The sequence below is a fragment of the Deinococcus sp. HSC-46F16 genome (assembly GCF_024171495.1).
In the GTDB taxonomy this organism is placed as follows: Bacteria; Deinococcota; Deinococci; order Deinococcales; family Deinococcaceae; genus Deinococcus.
The window spans coordinates 96,442-111,585 of the sequence record NZ_JALJZW010000002.1 but is presented as its reverse complement, the minus strand read 5'-3'; the positions used below and the strand labels follow the sequence as shown (position 1 = coordinate 111,585).

Annotated in this window: 16 protein-coding genes and 2 pseudogenes; 5 read left to right on the top strand and 13 right to left on the bottom strand. The window is 59.8% G+C overall.

From position 1 onward, the window contains the following. Positions 1-28: 28 nt before the first annotated feature. The 7 genes and pseudogenes from L1280_RS05860 to L1280_RS05830 form a co-directional block, all read right to left on the bottom strand. Positions 29-688 (bottom strand): SCO family protein, encoded by a 660-nt coding sequence (locus L1280_RS05860; protein ID WP_253581180.1) that lies wholly within the window; start codon positions 686-688, stop codon positions 29-31. Continuing rightward, entirely contained in the window at positions 685-1,575 is an 891-nt protein-coding gene (locus tag L1280_RS05855; RefSeq protein ID WP_253581179.1) for a cation diffusion facilitator family transporter, read from the bottom strand. The genes L1280_RS05860 and L1280_RS05855 overlap by 4 nt, the downstream gene beginning before the upstream one ends. Continuing rightward, positions 1,568-2,155, bottom strand: coding sequence for a DUF305 domain-containing protein (locus L1280_RS05850; RefSeq protein ID WP_256488084.1), 588 nt, complete (start codon positions 2,153-2,155; stop codon positions 1,568-1,570). Before L1280_RS05850 ends, L1280_RS05855 begins: the two co-directional genes overlap by 8 nt. Further along, positions 2,155-2,621: pseudogene (locus tag L1280_RS05845) on the bottom strand (DUF3105 domain-containing protein). Before L1280_RS05845 ends, L1280_RS05850 begins: the two are co-directional and overlap by 1 nt. 29 nt (positions 2,622-2,650) lie before the next feature. Then, a complete protein-coding gene (locus tag L1280_RS05840; protein ID WP_253581177.1) occupies positions 2,651-3,181 on the bottom strand; it encodes a signal peptidase II in 531 nt (176 codons plus the stop codon). A gap of 73 nt (positions 3,182-3,254) precedes the next feature. Continuing rightward, positions 3,255-3,506, bottom strand: coding sequence for a glutaredoxin family protein (locus L1280_RS05835; RefSeq protein ID WP_253581176.1), 252 nt, complete (start codon positions 3,504-3,506; stop codon positions 3,255-3,257). A 20-nt stretch (positions 3,507-3,526) separates the two neighbouring features. Further along, complete coding sequence (locus tag L1280_RS05830) at positions 3,527-5,773, bottom strand: heavy metal translocating P-type ATPase (RefSeq protein ID WP_253581175.1); 2,247 nt, start codon at positions 5,771-5,773, stop codon at positions 3,527-3,529. Between the two features lie 210 nt (positions 5,774-5,983). Between L1280_RS05830 and L1280_RS05825 the strand changes: the two genes are divergently transcribed. Further along, positions 5,984-6,751 carry a hypothetical protein gene (locus tag L1280_RS05825; protein ID WP_253581174.1) on the top strand — a complete coding sequence of 256 codons (768 nt, stop codon included), beginning with the start codon at positions 5,984-5,986 and terminating at the stop codon, positions 6,749-6,751. 236 nt (positions 6,752-6,987) lie between these two features. Here the strand turns inward: L1280_RS05825 and L1280_RS05820 are convergent, their stop codons facing one another. From L1280_RS05820 to L1280_RS05800, 6 genes are all read right to left on the bottom strand, one after another. Next, the gene (locus L1280_RS05820) at positions 6,988-7,344 is read right to left on the bottom strand and encodes a copper chaperone PCu(A)C (protein WP_253581173.1); all 357 of its coding nucleotides are present in this window, start codon (positions 7,342-7,344) and stop codon (positions 6,988-6,990) included. Positions 7,345-7,453: 109 nt separating this feature from the next. Next, the gene (locus L1280_RS05815; RefSeq protein ID WP_253581172.1) at positions 7,454-7,870 is read right to left on the bottom strand and encodes a hypothetical protein; all 417 of its coding nucleotides are present in this window, start codon (positions 7,868-7,870) and stop codon (positions 7,454-7,456) included. Between the two features lie 535 nt (positions 7,871-8,405). After that, entirely contained in the window at positions 8,406-8,648 is a 243-nt protein-coding gene (locus L1280_RS15800; protein WP_371922882.1) for a tyrosine-type recombinase/integrase, read from the bottom strand. Beyond that, positions 8,633-10,321 carry a site-specific integrase gene (locus L1280_RS05810; protein ID WP_253581171.1) on the bottom strand — a complete coding sequence of 563 codons (1,689 nt, stop codon included), beginning with the start codon at positions 10,319-10,321 and terminating at the stop codon, positions 8,633-8,635. Before L1280_RS05810 ends, L1280_RS15800 begins: the two co-directional genes overlap by 16 nt. Continuing rightward, complete coding sequence (locus tag L1280_RS05805) at positions 10,318-11,490, bottom strand: site-specific integrase (protein WP_253581170.1); 1,173 nt, start codon at positions 11,488-11,490, stop codon at positions 10,318-10,320. Before L1280_RS05805 ends, L1280_RS05810 begins: the two co-directional genes overlap by 4 nt. A 58-nt stretch (positions 11,491-11,548) precedes the next feature. Beyond that, positions 11,549-11,809 carry a helix-turn-helix domain-containing protein gene (locus tag L1280_RS05800; protein WP_253581169.1) on the bottom strand — a complete coding sequence of 87 codons (261 nt, stop codon included), beginning with the start codon at positions 11,807-11,809 and terminating at the stop codon, positions 11,549-11,551. A 772-nt stretch (positions 11,810-12,581) separates the two neighbouring features. Between L1280_RS05800 and L1280_RS15795 the strand changes: the two are divergent. The 4 genes and pseudogenes from L1280_RS15795 to L1280_RS05785 form a co-directional block, all read left to right on the top strand. Then, positions 12,582-12,821, top strand: a pseudogene (locus L1280_RS15795) (DUF2442 domain-containing protein); the annotation flags it as partial. Positions 12,822-13,037: 216 nt separating this feature from the next. Continuing rightward, the gene (locus L1280_RS05795; RefSeq protein ID WP_253581168.1) at positions 13,038-13,277 is read left to right on the top strand and encodes a hypothetical protein; all 240 of its coding nucleotides are present in this window, start codon (positions 13,038-13,040) and stop codon (positions 13,275-13,277) included. Between the two features lie 414 nt (positions 13,278-13,691). Beyond that, positions 13,692-14,138 carry an antitoxin Xre/MbcA/ParS toxin-binding domain-containing protein gene (locus L1280_RS05790; RefSeq protein ID WP_104992454.1) on the top strand — a complete coding sequence of 149 codons (447 nt, stop codon included), beginning with the start codon at positions 13,692-13,694 and terminating at the stop codon, positions 14,136-14,138. Then, positions 14,135-14,644: an RES domain-containing protein gene (locus tag L1280_RS05785; RefSeq protein ID WP_253581167.1), complete on the top strand. Its 510-nt coding sequence runs from the start codon at positions 14,135-14,137 to the stop codon at positions 14,642-14,644. Before L1280_RS05790 ends, L1280_RS05785 begins: the two co-directional genes overlap by 4 nt. Positions 14,645-15,144 lie beyond the last annotated feature (500 nt).

The following is a 15,144-nucleotide window of genomic DNA, read 5'->3' as shown; positions in this document are numbered from 1 at the left end:
CCATAGCGCAGGGCGGGCACCCGCACCGTTACTGCATCACTTCTCGGATATCCGCCGTCACCCGGTCTACCCGCGTGAGCTGGGTGTAATCCCAGACCACCCGCCGCCGTCCCTCCCGGTCGATCAGATAGACCCCGGTGGTGTGGTTGATCTGGTAGGTCAGCTCGTTCTCGATGTCGGCCTTCTGGTACCCCACGCCCCAGGCGGCGGCCGCGTCGGCCAGCCCCGGTTCCGGAATGAACACGCCTTTGGCGGACGGGCTGAAGTAGGTCACATACTCCCGCAGCTTGCTGACCGTGTCCCGAGCGGGGTCGAGGGTCACGAGCACCGTGCGGAAGTTGGCCCGGTCCTTCTCCGGAAGGGCCTGACGGACCTGCTCCAGCGAGGCCAGGGTGGTCGGACAGATATTGGGGCAGTGCAGGAAGCCGAAAAACACCGCGACCGTCTGTCCACGCAGGTCACTCAGGGCGAAGGGTCGCCCATCCTCTCCGGTGCCCACCAGGGCCGGTGCGGCCTCCTCCGCGTTGAACACTGTGCCGTAGAACGGGAAGGGACTTTTCATGCGGGCGTAGGCCCAGACACCTCCCAGCAGCAGGGTGACCGCCAGCAGGGCCCACAGCATGAACTGCCAGACGGGACGCCCGGCAGGGGCCTGGAGGGGGGCAGAAGAGGAAGAAGTGTCACTCATGGGTGCAGATGTCCTTTCTCGCCCGCGTGGGCGCTGGGCACTTCGAGTTGAACGGTGGCGTGGTCGATGCCGTGCCTGGCCGCGACCGCCTGAACGCTGGCGAGCAGCCCGGGCGGGGCCTGCTTCACTGTCAGGTGTGCCGTCAGGCTGTTCTCACCACTGGTGATGCTCCACACGTGCAGGTCATGAACGTCCTCGACGCCTGGCAGGGCCGTGAGTTCGGCGCGCAGGGTGTCCAGGTCCACGCCTTCGGGCACGCCCTCCATCAGGACGTTCACGCTGGCCTTCAGCAGCGTCCAGGTGCGCGGCAACACCCAGAGCCCGATCAGGGCGCCAAGCACCGGGTCCACCCAGGTCAGGCCCGTGAAGCGGATAATCAGCGCTCCGGCGATGACCGCCACCGATCCCAGCAGGTCTCCCATGACTTCCAGGTAGGCGGATTTCATGTTCAGGCTGTTCTGGCTGCCGCCCACCAGGATGCGGGCGCTCACGACGTTGACCAGCAGGCCCAACACCGCCACGATCAGCATGGGTGTGGTCTCCACGTCGACCGGCTCTCTCAGCCGCCCGTAAGCCTCAAACAGGATGTACAGACCGATGGCGAAGAGCACGCCCGCATTCACGGCGGCGGCCAGGATCTCCGTCCGGCGGTACCCGAAGGTGCGTTTGCGGTCGGCCGCCCGCTGCCCGATCCGGATGGCGAACAGAGACAGGGCCAGCGCCATCACGTCGGTCAGCATGTGCCCGGCGTCGGACAGCAGGGCCAGGCTGCCGGAAAGAAAGCCGTAGATGACTTCGACGACGAGGAAGGTCCCGGTCAACGTCAGGGCGATGCCGAGTTGCCGCGCGTTCGCGTTCTCGCCGTGGCTGTGGCCGTGCTCACTCATGGTGCATGCCGTCCATCTCGGGTTGAGGCTGAGCCGACAGCTTCTCAAGCAGGGCGTCGATGGCCTGGATTTCCGAAGTCTGGGCGGCCACGACCCGCTCGGCGAAGGCCCGGACCTCCGGCCGCTTGACCCGCTCCAGGGCCGAGTTCGCCATGGTCACCCCCCCCTGATGATGCCGCCGCATCAGCACCAGGTACCGGGTCTGCGCGGTGCGGACCGGGAGGGTCTCCACGTCCCGCATGTCCTTCGCCGAAGCCAAACCCATATGCCCCGGGTCCATTCCCGCCATGGGAGCCTCCCGGCTCGCCAGGGGCCGTCCCCAGGCCATCAGCCACCCGCCCATCTGCCCGATCTGCGCCTGTTGCGTCAGCAGGATGTCCTGGGCGAGCAGCTTCACGGCCGGGTCCGCCGCGCGCTTGAACATCGTGACGCTCAGGTCCACCGCCTGTGCATGGTGCGCGCTCATGTCACGGGCGAAGGTGACGTCCGGGCTCCCCTCGGACGGTGGGCGGGGCCAGGCAACGGCCAGTCCGCCGCTCAGCAGCGCCAGACTGAGGAGGCCCGCCGCCCAGGGGGCCATCAAACGGTGCCGTTGTACGCGCCGCTGCACGAGGCCCCGATTTCCGGCGCTTCACCGCCCTGGGCATACATCTGAATGAAGTCCTGGATACGGGAGTCCCCGGCGTTCTCCACGGCGAGCTGCTTGTTCCAGGCACTGACCACGACCGGAGCCTCTTGCGTCTCATGGGGGAGAGCAGGGTGTACGGCCGTCCCTCCACCACTTCCTTGAGTTGCAGGACCTGACTGGTCGGGAGATCCTGCTTGTACGTGATCCAGACCGCCCCGTGTTCCAGGCTGTGGACCGCGTACTCGTCGTAGAGCGGGCGATCGTATATGCCGCAGTTTTGCCAGGAGGGATTGTGCGGGCCACCCGCAGGAGGCGTCTGCTCGTAGGCGATGCGGCCTTCCTGGTGGGCACCGCCGGTGTTCTTGAAGGACTGCACGCCCTCGATCTCTCCACCCTTCTGGGTGCAGGCGGCGAGCATTAAGGGCAGGGTCAGCACGATCAGTCGGTTCATGGGTTCTCCTTGAGGAACGGTCGGAGGGAAGGGTCCGTGCCCGGCAGTCGGCGCTGCTCCTGCCAGGACTGGAAGAGCAGCCAGGCGATGCCGGTGCAGACGAGGATGTCCGACAGGTTGAAGATGGGAAAGGGACGACCGATGAGCGGCCGCGCGGCGAGGTCCAGCAAGGGCGAGGTCAGATAGTCGACGACTGCGCCGCGCGCGAGGCCGTCCACGGCGTTCCCGAGCGCCCCCGCCGCGAGCAATCCGAGTGGCCAGGTATGTGCGGTGGGGACGCGCCCTGACAGCAGGGCGGCCAGGATGACCACGCCCACGGTCAGGCGCAGGAGGGCTAGGGGAGCCGTGAAGCTGCCCAGCAGGCCCCAGGCCATGCCGGGATTGAGGGTAAAGCCTAGGTGCAGCAGGCCGGGGAGCAGGGGGCGGTCCACGCCGGGGGCCAGGTGTTGGGCGGCCCAGGCCTTGAGCAGGCCTTCGAGCACCAGTAGGGCCGTGATGGCCGTGAGGAGCCACAGACGCGACCTCACTGGGGACCTCGCCAGGGGTGATGGACGGCAGAACGCACGCGGATCAGCGGGGGGATCGGAAAGAAGCGGGGACTCAAGGGAACACACGCTCCAGGGCAGCCAGAATCCGGGGGCGCTGCTCGTCGAAAGGGCCGTACAGAACCTGCTCGCCGATCACGGTGACGGGGGCGATACGGACGTCCGCTTTGGCCTGCATCTCGGCGAGCGCTTCCGGGTCCTCCCGCACGTTGTTCTCGGCGAAGGGGACACCGCGGTGCGTAAGCAGCCGCTTGATGGCTTCGCAGTCCGCGCAGTTGGGAACGGTGTAGAGGGTGATCTCGGGCATGGGTGGTCCTGGGGAGGCTCTCAGGCGCGGCTGGGGGTTGGTGCGGGTGGCACGGCGCGGGCGGCTGCGGTGTGGCTGCCCTTCCAGCGCAGCAGCCGCAGGGCGTTGGCGGTGACCAGGGCGGTGGCTCCCGTGTCGGCCAGAATCGCCATCCAGAGGTTGGTATACCCCAGCAGGGTCGTGACGAGGAAAATCGCCTTGAGGCCCAGTGCAAAGGCGATGTTCACCTTGATGTTGTTCATGGTCGCCCGAGAGAGGCCGATCAAGTCCGCCACGCCGGTGACCCGTTCTTGCAGGAGGGCCGCGTCGGCCGTTTCCAGGGCCACGTCCGTACCGCCACCCATCGCGATGCCGACGTCCGACTGGGCGAGCGCAGGCGCGTCGTTGATGCCGTCCCCGACCATCGCCACACCGCCCCGCGCTTTCAGGGCGGCGATCACGCGCAGTTTGTCCTCAGGCAGGAGCTCGGCCTGCACGTCCATCCCCAGGTCCTGGGCGATGGCCGCTCCCGTCCGGGCGTTGTCGCCGGTGAGCATCACCGTGTTCACGCCTAGTGCCCGGAGCCCCGCGATAGCCTCGCGGGCGTCGGGGCGTGGCTCGTCGCGGATGGCAATCACGCCCAGCGCCATCTGGTTGGGCTGCGCGGCCGTGTCCAGCAGCACCACGGCGGTGCGGCCCTGCTTCTCGAAGGCCTCGGTGGCGGTGCTCAGTTCGGGGGGCAGCGTGGTGAGCGTAGCGGCGTGCCGGGGAGAGCTAACCATCAGCATCCGGCCCTCGACCGTGGCAGTGACGGCCTTGCCGGGAACGGCCTGCGCGTCCTGGGCGGTGGGGACTTCCAGTCTGGAGTGGCGCGCGGCGTCCGTAATGGCCTTGGCCAGCGGGTGGCTGCTGCCCGACTCCACGGCAGCAGCGAGGCGCAGGATTTCGTTCTGGTGGAGACCCCCGCCCACCACGTCCGTCACGCGCGGCTTGCCGGCGGTGAGGGTGCCGGTCTTGTCGAAGGCGACGGTTTTGACCGACCCGATGCTCTCGAGAGCCGCGCCGCCCTTGATCAGCAGGCCGCGCCGCGCGCCCGCGCTGATGCCGCTGGTGATGGCCGCAGGAACGCTCAGCACCAGCGCACAGGGACACCCGATCAGTAGCAGGCTGATGCCCTTGTAGAGCCAGTCGTGCCATTCCCCCCCGAACAGCAGCGGGGGAACGAGAGTGACCAGGGCGGACACGGCCACCACGCCAGGGGTGTAGAAGCGGCTGAAGCGGTCGATGAAGCGCGCGGTCGGTGCCTTGCTGCCTTCCGCTTCTTCGACCATGTGGATGATGCGGGCGATGGTGTTGTCATGGGCCGCCTTGTCCACCCGCACGGTGAGGACGCCGTCCGTGTTGATGCTTCCCGCGTACACCGTGTTCCCAGGGCTTTTCACGACGGGCACGCTCTCGCCGGTGACCGGGCTGTCGTCGAGACTGGACGTCCCACTCAGGATCGTGCCGTCCGCGGGCACCCGGGCCCCAGGATTGACCTGCACCTTCTGCCCAACCTGGAGGGCGTCGGCGGGCACCTCGCGGATTCCCGGGCCTTCGACCAGCAGGGCAGTCTTGGGGGCCAGGGCCGCGAGGGCCTGAATGCCTGCCCGTGCCCGTCCGGCGGCAATGCCTTCCAGGAGTTCCCCGACCGCGAAGAAGAACACGACCACGGCCCCCTCGGCCGCTTCACCGATCAGGACGGCACCGATGGCCGCGAGGCTGACCAACGTGTTGATGCTGAAGGGGTCTCCGAAGCGGGCGCTGGCGACGGCCTTCTTGGCGAGTGGCCAGACACCCAGCAGGGTGGCGGCGACGAAGCTCCAGGTGGCGAACTCGGGCAGGGTGAAGCTCAGCAGCCACGCCAGGGCAAGCAGGGCGCCGGACATGACGACGAGCTGGCCCTGTGCGGTGGCATACCAGGGCTGACCGGGCTTCGGGACGTCATGGGTGTGGCCGTGGTCTGCGGACTCACCATGGTCGTGTCCTGGGGCCGGCGCTGGCATCCCACCCAACAAAGAGGGCGTGTACCCCAGGGCCGTGAGGTTGCCCTCCAGGGTGGTCCGGGGCGTCTGCGTCTCGTCGAGCGAGAGGACCAAGGTCTGCTTGTTGAAGCTGGTTCTGACGTCGTCGGCGCCGGGGAGGCGCTCGATCATGCGCTCGACTTTCTGCACGCAGCTCGCGCAGTCCATCCCGTCCACGAAGTATTCGAGGTGGGAGCGGGGCACGCTCCGGTCCGAGGAGGTCATGCCTCCACTATACCTGAATGATTGCTCACACGTTGAGGTGGAAGGGGGGTGCCGACGGATCCAAGGCCGAGCGGGGGGACTGTGTACGGCCTTGGCCGCGCGTGAGCCCCAGCGCCCCGGCCCAATCCACGAAATCCACGTCAAACTGGAGGGATGAGGGTGACTCGGCGTCTTCCCCCAGCCTCTTACGATGAGGCGTTCGACTTTACCGTGGACTACCTCCGGGCCGGGAAGAAGTCACGTCTTCCGAGCGGGCTTGGGTTCCAGGAGGGACGGCCTTACGACCTGTACGTGTATGACGTCGCCTACGCGTACCTGACTGAGAACACACCTGAGCCTCCAGAAAATCCAGGTGGAACGACGTATGTCAACCATGAGTACGGCGAGAATCTTGCCCCCTTCATTGAGGTGGCCTGGACCTTGGTCAGCAGTGGGGTTGTTGTTCCAGGCAATACGCGCCTCGAGCAGCGGACGCAGCCCGACGTGTATGGTTTCAGCTTGACGGACTTTGGTCGGGAGTGGCTGGCCAGCAAGGAGTTGGCCATGAATCCCCGCCGGTATGGGGAGTTTGGAAAGCTGCTGGCTGAGTTTGACGTCGTGTATGGCGAGTTCTATGCGGTCCGGAGTCAGGAGGCCTTGAGCTGTTTTCGGCACGGCAACTTCGTGGCCTGCTGCGCCATGGCTGGTGCCTGTGCCGAAACCATCCTGTTCACGGCCTACGCTCGGCAACTCGGGGATGAGGACAAGGCGCTGCGGGAGATGATGTCTGCTGGCGGCCGGGGCCGCGCGGAGACGGCCGTGCTGGGCAGGCTCAAGGAGGGTCAGAAGATGGAGCTGCAAAGCTCTTTGGCCCTCATCAAGTACTGGCGCGACCACGCGGCGCACGGCCTCACGGGCCGTACCAATCAGAACGAAGCGTTCGTGGCCCTGGTCACCCTGCTCAACCTGGCGCAGGCGGCGCGTCGCTACCTGCTCTGAAGGCACCCGCCCCACGGGATCCTGGAGGCGCTCTTGACCATGGGGTGGGCGCTCGGCGGGGCGGATGCGTGAGCCCCGTTCTGGGTCCCTGGCGGGATTCACTGGTGAGGCAATGATGGTACCTCGCGGTGGCCTCTGGAGACAGGGACGGGGTACGGGTCGCGCGAGGCGTTTGCCCAGCAAGGCTTGAATGGGGTCGTCTGGGCCGCTCCCCCGGCGATAGGGGAGCGGCTGGATCAATAGGGGTTGACGGGGACGTCGAGGGTAATCTCGCCGCCTGGAGCAAAATTCAGGGTGACGTTGACCTGTTCGCCGACCTTCGGGAGACGGCTCAGGCCCACCAGCATCAGGTGATTGCCGCCTGGCTTGAACACCAGGGCCTCACCGGGTGCGAGGATGGGTTCCAGCGTGCCGCCAGTGCCGTGGTGCTGCATGGGCACGATCTCCCGGGCCAGGGGGGTCCGCCCGCCCAGCAGCCGTACCTGCGCCTGTCCCGTGTTTGTCAGGGTGAGGTAGAGGACACCGTCCTCTGCACCGGGCAGGCCTTCGCGAAGCTCAGCCCCCTCGATGCGGACGCCGGCGGAGGTGGTCACCGGCTGGGCCGTAGTGCGATTGGCCTGACTGGAGTCTGCCTCGGGAGCGCAGGCACTTAGGGAGATGAGCAGCAGAGCGGCGGTCAGACGGTGGTTCATGGAAGCTCCTTCAGCGTTGGCCGTTGATGGTGATCTCGGTAGCGTCGCCCTGGCGCGCGGCCAGATAGTAGACCTTGCCGTTCGACTTCTCGAGAATGACCTCGTACAGTCCGGGGGTAATCAGCTCGGCATCGAGCTCACGAAATCCCTGGGCTTTGAACTGTTCGGCGAGCGCTTCGGGGTGCCAGCCAGAGGTGACGTATTGCTCGACACGTGTGTCGCCGCGGCGCACTTCCGCGCGGTAGGAGGAGGACGCGGGGCACTGTGGGCGGTAGTCCGTGGGGAGCGCTCCAGCCTCACCGTTCCAAACTTGCCCGCGCCGCTCAATGCAGTACGTCGGGGAGCGCCAGCGCAGCTCGGTGGCCACATAGGTGCCAGCGCCGACGAGGGCGAGGAGACTGAGGATAAGGAAGGCGGGATGAGGCACCTGGCCATGCTAGTCACGGGGGCGAGGGCGCTTGTCCTTATCTCTGAGCATGTGTTCAGAGAACGTGGCTGGAGCTGTAGTGTGGAATGTGGGAGGTCGACATCCAGCCCCTGATGACGATACACGCCGCATGGCTAATGACTGCCGATCGCTCTCAATCCTCCATAAGGCTTTTGAGTTCTGGCTGGAGCCAGCGGCTTTAGGGTCAAACTGAAGGGTGGCTATTTCCTAGAGTGACTGAGGCGTAACCGGACTTGGTTGCAGGAAAATGTCGTCTAGGGCGTGCAAAGCTGGTCTATAGCTCTTAGTGCAGATAATTACGGTTATCTGCACTAAGGATAGAAGCGCTGTAGTCAAGGCTGACCTCGGTGAGGCTGGTGGACGCCAGTTCCCCACCTGAGGGGTTGGTCTTCTTACATCAGGTTTCCCAAGTCCAATGGCGGTAGGCATGCAACTTCCCCATACCACCCACTAAAATCATTCCTTACATCGATAAGAACATCTATTGCAATAATCCTACAGAAAAGTTTTAAATTTAAGTTTTCCAAACATCATTTAAATGATGGATGATTCTGTCCTGATCAGATGCGATGTACCCAGTTGTAGTGGAAATACTTCTATGACCCAAAAATTTTGAAATCTCTAAAATAGACACTCCATTTTCATGCAGTTTTGTTGCGACTATACGACGGCAGTCTCGTAACTGAAATCTTATATGCGAGGGTAGTTTACCCTCTTTGTGCATTTCTATATGAAAGTCGTTTACCCATTTTTGCACTTCTGATCCAATGAACCCAGTTCTATAAGTGTTAATCTTTTTTGCATAATGAGAGGGATGTCGGTTTTATACGCTCGATAAGCATATTCATAGCGATCCACTAGGGGAAATTCGCTTTTTTCCCCCTGTACTCTGCGGATGATCGTTGCCAAGACACTAGATACCTCTGGCGAGATGTCTATTACCCTTGGGTATATTGTTTTACCGGCCGCTATGCGCAAGCATGGGATGATTTGACCATCTGCGCCTGTTCGAAAATCTAAATCTGTTACTAAAAGCCGAAAAAGTTCATGAGGGCGAAGTCCGGTACCCAACAGAACTTCCATACACGCCCATACCCAAAACGCTCTCTCCTCTTTGGCGTGGGGATAGATTATCTGCTGACACCCCTCTTTTACAGTCGAAATGGCTAACGGAGACGCCCCAATTTCAAATATCGTCTTCTGCTTTCTGTGCTGCAGTAATCTTTTATAAACTACTCCATCGAGCGTAAATTCTCCGCCCATTGGTGTTGACAAACCCACTTCCAATAAGCGGCTTGATTGTTCATGATTATCTTTAATAGCTAATCGAAAAGCTTTAAGGTGCGGTAGTAAGCTCAGCACATGTCTATCTAACTTTTGTTTAGTTTCAGATTTTCGGCGGGATTCCATACTAATGTCTGTCTGGTTGACTGGACTATGAGCGGCTATATCACCCCATTCACTTGGCCATCCTTCAGCTAAGTCTTCCAAAAACTTGTAGAATCTGCGGACTACCTGAAAAACAAGCTTAACACTGACCGGGTCATTCAACCTATCCTTGTCTCTTATGCGACTTTTCCAGTCCTGAGCAACTTGCCATGAAATATTAAAATCTTTCTGCTCTGGATGGTGTTGCAATATATTTAACCAGAAATCCTCCACTAAATGTGTCGCCTCTCTCCTCAACAGCATTGGAAGAATATTTGACTGACGCTCATTTAAATAGGCACGAAACGCTTGCGTAGTTCTGTTTTCTGGCATAGCGTATTCAAGCATAATTTGATCCAAGTTGCTTGGCCCACGCATGCGCTGAGATCCTGTCGTCATTACTGAAGATTCGATTATTCTCAGGTGCCTCAATAGAGTATGCAGTCCGTTAGGGGTTACTCTGCTGTGTATGCCATCCCGGAAATTCCGCCGATATTCATCAATGTCCTCTAGAGTTATTTGATCCATTCTTTTGCCTGTATGAATCAGAATGAATGACGCGCATAAAAGGGCATTCATAGCCATTGATCCATTAAAATCATTTTCTTTGGCGGCGTGTTTGAGTCTATCAAAGTCGATTTTGTCGGAAGATTTACCCATCATGATATGAATTCTGCCGAATTGATTTTTATTGATGAAGCTATAGGTTGGTCTTATCAATCTTATAGAGAACAGAAGCAGGAGGCCCGCCATAAATTCCCCTCTTCTGCTTTTGTATAGAAATGGCATTGCGCCTGAGCTCAGGCGCATCATCTCTTCCACGTTCAACCAGCGCTGCTGCCAATCTTCTCCCGGCAGTTGGCTCATCCAGTTCAGAAGGAACGACACAGCGCTTTGATACGTGTAGACAGTTGCTGGCGAGAGCTCTCGCATGTGCATAATGCGCACTGTGTCAGAAATGATTTCATCATAAGACCTGTCAGCCCAAATCATGTCCGTCATAGCTTTTTTACCCTTGGGTTCAGCAAAATCTCTAAATCATCCCTGTTGTAAGCTGGTGAAGCTTTAGCTTGAGCCTCTTCTCTAATATACAGATCAAAATGGTCACGTAGCGGCCGTGAACTTTCACTTCTTCCCGATTCCATATAACGTTGCGTTGAGCTTGAGTTGGAGTGACGCATGTGGCTCTTAATTGCGATAAAGGGTATATCAGGATTTTGAGCCAAGTGAGTCGCACAAGTTGCCCTAAAGTCGTGGGCGCAGACGTTAGTATTCAGCTCTTCATTAATCCGTCGTATGACTGCACGCAAAGCAGAATATGTCATAGGCCTCTTCTCGCCTCTTCTCATCAACCAAACAGGCTCATCTCCACTGGCTGTTGTAACTCGTTCTCCCAGATATGACTCAAGTAGAACCAAGAACTGTGTTGAGACAACAACCGGTTGCTTTCCTTTCTGTCCTTTGGTCTTGAGCATCACCTTGTGATCTGACCATAAAATATCTTCTATAGATAGAGACAAAATTTCTGACGCCCTTGCTGCGGTACAATATAGCCCCTCTATTAATGCCAAATCTCGCGTACAGTTCGCACTTTCTTTAAACCGACCCACCAAACTCTTCGAAAGAGCATGCGCTAGCCTATATTCTCCACGCTGCAACAAACTCCTACCAGTCCTCCCATGGCGCACCATTCCACCTATGGGCGTTCGAGATGACAACCGATGATTTCCAAGCGGATGAATTTTGAAGTCCCTATCGTTATAACATACGGTATCGTAAAAAAGACTTATAGCCGTGAGCCTAGCATTAATTGTAGACGCTTGGTATTTTTGGGGCAAATACTTTTTGCCCGTGGCACCATTACCAGACTCATGCGGCCGTCGTAATTTCCGCTGAGGATTTACCTTACTCCTTAAATGAAGGATGTAGTCTACAACATCTGATCGTCGGACATCTCTCGGATTAATATCGCGGCTCCTAATAAAACGATACCAGTCCAGGAGAGCATAGGCATATGCCCGAACGGTATTTAAATTACCACTACGAGCATAAACGTCCCGCAGAAACAAATTAATGTCATCTATTATTTTACCCTCGTCATCCAAAATTTGGAACGGAGGGACGCCATCTTGATTAACAATTAAGCTTAAGCCCTTTGCTTCATTACTCATAGTTTTTCAACCCTCAACCTGAAAAAGTGGGGGCGACGTCCATTTCACTGCTGTCCACTTAAGACCTTTCAAAAGGGGGTAACAAGTCCCCAACAGACAGTTCGAGCTGACGGGCCAAACGTACATACGAGATGACTCCAGCATTCAGCTGTCCTTTCTCAATTTTCCAGAGGTGCGTCCGGTGAAGACCCGCTCGGTCAGCCAACTCCTCCAGGCCTAGTTGCCGCTGCTGACGAAGTTCACGGATTCGGGCCCCCAGGGCTTCAAGGTAATGCGCCTCCGAGGGATGGAGGGCTTGCGAGCGACGCTGACCAGACATGAGGGCAGGCTTTCCGCTGGATCGCAAAATCACGACTTCAGATCAGATGACACCTAATTTGATACATTCTCGCGAGATGGCCGCTGATCCCCCCTCCGCCAGCAGAACTTTTTCTTTCCAGGACGAAGGCCTGAGCTCCACTATCTGTCAGAGCATTCCGGAGAAGCCCTTTCGCCTGTGGATATTGACACACGACCAGCAGGCAGGACTCATGGACTTCAGTCGCCTGATACGGACGGCCCCTGAGCGTTCCAGAATCACCTGGAACCTCTGGAAGACAGTTCACCCGGCCCCGAGTGGCCATTACGTCGCCTGGCACCACCACCTCAAGCACAACCTTGAGGAACTGCTGCAGATGGAAGTTTCTACCTCACGCTACAGCATGATTCAAACTCAGTTTTTCACTTCACCAGATGAATTCTATCGCCCACTTAAAAATGTCATTCCGCATTACTCACTCAGACCAATAGATGTACCTCATCTATCCAGTATGTATGGGATCAGCTCCAACGCACTTAATGATATCGAACTCCAATATCCTGCGCCGAAACACCTCCTCTATAAGCGCCTACACGACCTCGTTCTAGCCCTTGGACACGGTCATACAATGACAGAGGACCAGGTCAGGCGCTTGCTTCACTGGCAGTGGCACCGCCGCATGGACTCCTCAGCGCTCTTATGGTCAACTCCCCTTGCAGCTATACAAGGGGGCGACCTGTATCACGTTGAATCCACGCTCTACCCGCACCCTCCTAGTAAAGGGTGGCAATAAATGCAGAGAGCATCATTCAGTGATAGCCCCTCACCCAGTCATGAGTTCGCCGTCTCAACTGCGATTGTCGAAGTTCTCGTCGAGCCAGGTCGTCACCAGCTCTGGGTCACGTTCAGAAATGAGCGAACACACCGCATCAATCTGGAACCCCTGCTTGAGTTGGAAGCCTACCGCACGCTCCGCCTCAACACGCTTTTTGCACAGGTGCGAGTCACCCCCGACGGCCAACATTTGGTTTGGCCTGGAGGCGCCCTGCTCGGTAGCTGTTCACTCTTGGAGCCGCCAACGCTGCAGTTTCCCCTACGAACCATAGGTATTGTTCCTGCTCGACACCGCTACCGCCCACTGCTCCCCTACCTGCTCCACCTACAGCCACCGACGTATTTGCGCCCTACACCCATTGAGTTCGTCACCGTCCAGCGGCTTCTCCGTTTGCGCACCAGCGAGCTTAATCAAATGCTTCGGGGCGTTCCTGTCCCCGCAGAGCTCCTGCTCAACCGCCTGTACGACTTGGGCGTCTTCCTCACCAGCCACTTCGCCGAGGACCACCTCTACGCCCTGATGCGCCGGCCCTGGCGGTACGGCGAGCAGCAGTGCCCCCGGCAACCCCTCCTCCACACCATGCTCGGCTGCTTACAGAACGGCCGCCCCGACCTGATCGAGCGCCCCTGCATGCTCATCGCGACCGGCGAGTAAGAGCAGGCTGGCCCAACTTCATAGGAAGTCAGGGAACCCTCCCCTGCACTTCCCCGGACCCGTCCAGCCCTGAGTCACCCTGAATGACCCCACGGCACTCCACATATAAATAAAAAAAATGCTAAACTGCACTCGTTGAGGCCGCAACCTCAGCTGGTGAGGTTCCTGGGCCTCACCCTCAGCGCCGCCAGTCACCTGGTCAAGGATCGGGGAGGACCATGCCAAGGGCACTGTCCTCAGACTGCACGCCACCAGGCTTGCCAGGCAGCCCGGTCACCCTGAAGTGTCCAAGGGACGCTGCCGGGGTTCACCTCCGCGCAGGTGACACTCAGTCAAGGACTGACCTCACCTCAATGACGTGAGTCGACGTGCCAAGGGCACCCAGGCTTACCTCCGCGCCGAAGGCATACCGACATGACGCAAACGTTTACACCGACAAGAACGCCCCCCGCTCTCCCCGGTGCCTCACTCCTCGGCCTGAAGGCCACCACCCTGCTGGACCTGGGTGACGCGGTGCACGACGGCTTTGATCCCGTCACGCTGGAACGCCTGGCCAACCACCTGGGGCTCTCGCTGGGCGACACACTCGACCTGATCGGGCTGAGCCCCAGCACCTACCACAGCCACCGGCGTCAGAACCGGCCCATCAAACCGGAAGTCAGTGCCAGTCTCTACCACCTGGCACGCGTCACCGAAGCCGCAGAGCACTACTTCGGCAACACGAAGGCGGCCCACACCTGGCTTCAGACACCCCGGGTGACCTTCGGTTCCCGCACGCCCCTTCAGTTCGCCCTCCTCCCTGGAGGCGCCGAGTACGTGACCACCGTGCTGAGCAGGCTCGAGCACGGAGTCCACACGTGAAGCTGACTCTCCACCGCATCAGCAAACTCCAGTACGCCGCCCTCCCTACCCTCCCCGAACACGGCATCGGTGCCGCACGCTACGGCAGCCGCTGGAACACCCCTGACCCAGGCCAACGGCACGACCGACGCATCATCTTCGCCAGCGACACCCTCACCCAGGCCATGCTGGAAGTCATCGTGCACGTTGACCGCGAAGTCCTCCACACCGTCCCCCATGGCCACGTCACCCTCCAGGTGGATCCCGTAGCCATCGCCGACCTGGACCTCACCCAGCTGCCCAGCACCTGGAACGCCCACCCCGAGACCCCCGCAACCCAGGTCATCGGCGACGAATGGTACGACTTGCAGGCCTCGCCCGTCCTCCGGATCCCCTCGGCCATCCTCCCCCTGTATGCCTATGGCCCTGGCCACGCCAACTACCTCATCAATGCCCGCCATCCTGATCTCGAACGGGCTGTCCAGCTGCTGAGCTGCCATCCCCTCCCCATGGATCCGCGGCTTTAGATCAAAACGACCCAAGACGCGGGGCCCTCAGGACCCCGCGTCTTGTTCCCTCCCCACCGTGAACTGCACCTCCAGAGCCAGGAAGCTCTGCGGGGCAGCCTTCCCGGCCCTCTTCCCACCCGTCCACTTTGTGGCGTTCCACCTCACGCCACCCGTCCAGCTTGTGGGGTTCCGTCCATCTCCACCCGTCCACTTTGTGGTGACTCTACAGCTGAGCCACCCGTCCAGTTCGTGGGAAAGGCCTGCAGAAGCTTGCCAGTCACACCCGTACACCCGTCCAGTTCGTGGAGTTCTGCCCGTCCACTTTGTGGAGCTTTCCCCCTGTTGGGCCGTCCAGTTCGTGGAACTTCGCCCCTCTTCACCCGTCCACTTCGTAGCGTTTCACCCGTCCACTTTGTGGGGTTTAAAAGAAAAATGCCGTGCAGTAAAGCACCTCTTCTACTGTCCTGAAGAAGATTCTTCTTTTACTATTTATCTCTTTTCTTTAAGATCTTGATCAA

Coding starts and splice junctions, on each gene's coding strand:
- L1280_RS05800 (WP_253581169.1), bottom strand. CDS start 11,809: ATGTCTGGTCAGCGTCGCTCGCAAGCCCTCCATCCCTCGGAGGCGCAT.
- L1280_RS05830 (WP_253581175.1), bottom strand. CDS start 5,773: ATGACCTCCTCGGACCGGAGCGTGCCCCGCTCCCACCTCGAATACTTC.
- L1280_RS05855 (WP_253581179.1), bottom strand. CDS start 1,575: ATGAGTGAGCACGGCCACAGCCACGGCGAGAACGCGAACGCGCGGCAA.
- L1280_RS05805 (WP_253581170.1), bottom strand. CDS start 11,490: ATGAGTAATGAAGCAAAGGGCTTAAGCTTAATTGTTAATCAAGATGGC.
- L1280_RS05850 (WP_256488084.1), bottom strand. CDS start 2,155: ATGGCCCCCTGGGCGGCGGGCCTCCTCAGTCTGGCGCTGCTGAGCGGC.
- L1280_RS05860 (WP_253581180.1), bottom strand. CDS start 688: ATGAGTGACACTTCTTCCTCTTCTGCCCCCCTCCAGGCCCCTGCCGGG.
- L1280_RS05835 (WP_253581176.1), bottom strand. CDS start 3,506: ATGCCCGAGATCACCCTCTACACCGTTCCCAACTGCGCGGACTGCGAA.
- L1280_RS05790 (WP_104992454.1), top strand. CDS start 13,692: ATGACGCAAACGTTTACACCGACAAGAACGCCCCCCGCTCTCCCCGGT.
- L1280_RS05795 (WP_253581168.1), top strand. CDS start 13,038: ATGCTTCGGGGCGTTCCTGTCCCCGCAGAGCTCCTGCTCAACCGCCTG.
- L1280_RS05810 (WP_253581171.1), bottom strand. CDS start 10,321: ATGACGGACATGATTTGGGCTGACAGGTCTTATGATGAAATCATTTCT.